The 2,382-nt window shown below is 62.2% G+C and carries 3 protein-coding genes; 1 reads left to right on the top strand and 2 read right to left on the bottom strand.

Annotated elements, in window-relative coordinates; all coding sequences use genetic code 11:
* Positions 1-346 (top strand): homocysteine S-methyltransferase family protein (locus EN893_RS29370; RefSeq protein ID WP_206640192.1); only part of this gene is annotated, 346 nt, incomplete at its 5' end.
* Between the two features lie 15 nt (positions 347-361).
* Here the strand turns inward: EN893_RS29370 and EN893_RS38330 are convergent.
* Complete coding sequence (locus EN893_RS38330) at positions 362-625, bottom strand: hypothetical protein (RefSeq protein ID WP_164748997.1); 264 nt, start codon at positions 623-625, stop codon at positions 362-364.
* A gap of 209 nt (positions 626-834) precedes the next feature.
* On the bottom strand, positions 835-2,382 hold a 1,548-nt coding region (locus EN893_RS29380), incomplete at its 5' end, for a VWA domain-containing protein (protein WP_164901209.1).

The following is a 2,382-nucleotide window of genomic DNA, read 5'->3' on the forward strand; positions in this document are numbered from 1 at the left end:
CGACATGACCGAGGCGAAGCCGGAGGCGACGGTGATCGTCAAAGGTAATTGCGGCATTCCCGAATTCCGCGGCACCGAAATCCATTATTCCGGCACGCCCGAACTGATGGCCGATTATGTGCGCCTCGCCGTCGATGGCGGCGCCAAGATTATCGGCGGCTGCTGCGGCACCTCGTTCCAGCACCTTGCCGCCATGCGCAAGGCGCTCGACGCGCACACCAAGTCGGATCGTCCGACGGTTGCGGCGATCGTCGAGCGCATTGGTCCGATGCGCAACCAGGTCGCGACGGAAAACACCGCCGAGACCAGCGAAGCCCGCCGCGAGCGCCGCCGCAGCCGGGCCTGACCTCATCGATTTCGGTTATTCGCTGTTGTCGGCGTAGCTCGACTGCGCCGACTTGAAGTCGACCACATTGTCGCCGCGCATCGTCATCAGCGCGCCCGAAGCGCTGGGGTCGGTGATCTGTTCCAGCATGATGCGGAAGCGGTCGTTGGTCAGCGCCGACAGGGCGGTGTGGCGCGCCTGTGCGACATTGTCACGCCTGGATTCCGATGATGGGGCCGATGAAACCGCCGAGGCGTCTGGCGCCGGGGGTATCGAGTTGGCGATAGTCCTGATCTGCAATTTCGGCTCCCTCAAGCCCAGTACACCTGTCCTGCGTAACAAGGAGGGGGTTGCCATCCGGTACCGGAATTGCCGCGCAATTTAACGACCCATAAAATCCGCGAAGAAAGGCCGGCAAGGTTTCCCTCGCCGGCCTGCCTCACCCGCCCGCGGTCGGTTCCCCCGTATCAGAACGATCCCATCTGAAAGAAACCGGCCGTCATCACCACTTACCGGTTACCGCCCAGCGCAGAGGCAAGGCGCACAAGCGAGAGGAACTCGGCCCTGTACCCAAACGGGTCGGCCCCTCGAGCGGCAGTGGCGATCTCCATGATCTTGTCGTAACCGAACTTCGCGGTCGCATCCTCGTCGCGCAGCTTCTGGCCGAAGGCGGCGACCGCGACGGAGAAGCGCTGGTCGGTGCTGGCCTGGTCGAAGGACGAGATCTCGTTGGCCGAGGTCACCGGCGTGGTGATCAGCTTCGAGACGTCTTCATTCGGCAGCTTGTAGCGGATCTTGACGAAGGCATATTCGTCCGCATTGGCGACGCCGCCATTGTCCACCGACGCCTGGCCATAACGCAGTTGGTCGATCTGCTCGCCACCACTGCCCTTGGGCGTGATCTCGTAGATCGCGGTGACCGAGTGGCCCGAACCGATATCGCCGGCATCGACGCGGTCATTGTTGAAATCCTCGCGGTTCAAGGCGCGGGTCTCGTAGCCGATCAGGCGATATTCCGAGACCTTGTTCGGGTTGAACTCGACCTGGATCTTCACGTCCTTTGCGATGGTGAACAGCGTCGACGAGGCATCCTCGACCAGCACCTTTTCAGCCTCGGCCAGCGTATCAATATAGGCGGCGGTGCCGTTGCCGTTCTGGGCAATGGTTTGCATCATCTGGTCGTTCAGATTGCCGCGGCCGAAGCCGAACACCGACAGGAAAACGCCGGTCTTGCGCTCGCTTTCGATCAGCCGCTTGAGGTCGTCGTCATCGGTCTGGCCGACATTGAAGTCGCCGTCGGTAGCAAGCATCACGCGGTTGACGCCGTCCTTGACGAAGGATTTTTGCGCCAGCCTGTAGGCTTCCTTGATGCCCGCCTCGCCGGCCGTGCTGCCACCGGGCGTCAGATTGTCGATGGCGCTGAGGATCTTGTCCTTTTCGGACGCCTTGGTCGGCTCCAGCACTGTGCCGGCGTCACCGGCATAGGTCACGATCGAGATAGTGTCGTCGGCCTTCAGCTGGCTGACCAGCAGGCGAAATGCCGATTTGAGCAGCGGCAGCTTGTCCGGCTCGTCCATCGAGCCCGAGACATCGATCAGGAAGACCAGATTGGCCTTCGGCTGCTCGGTCGGCTTGACGTCAAAACCCTTGATGGCGACATGCATCAGCCTGGTCTGCGTGTTCCACGGCGTCGGCATGACGCTGACGGTCGAGTTGAATGGTGTCGAGGCCGACTCCGGACCCTTCCAGTCATAGGGGAAGTAGTTGATCATCTCCTCGACGCGAACAGTATCGGCCTGCGGCAGGGTGCCCTGCTTCAGCGAGCCGCGCACGAAGGAATAGGAGGCTGTGTCGACGTCGATCGAGAAGGTCGAGACCGGATCCTCGAGTGCCGCATGCACCGGGTTGGTCTTGAAATCCTCGATGCGGTCGCGGTTTTCCGGTTGCGGCTGCATCTGGTCGGCCGGCAAGATCGACGGCTGCTGCGGCGCCATCAGCTTGGATTCGGCCGGCATGCGGGCTCGCGAGGTGCTGGGTACACTTGCAGCGCCATCCAG

Origin of the sequence: Mesorhizobium sp. M7A.F.Ca.CA.004.04.2.1 (assembly GCF_004022825.1) — a bacterium.
In the GTDB taxonomy this organism is placed as follows: domain Bacteria; phylum Pseudomonadota; class Alphaproteobacteria; order Rhizobiales; family Rhizobiaceae; genus Mesorhizobium.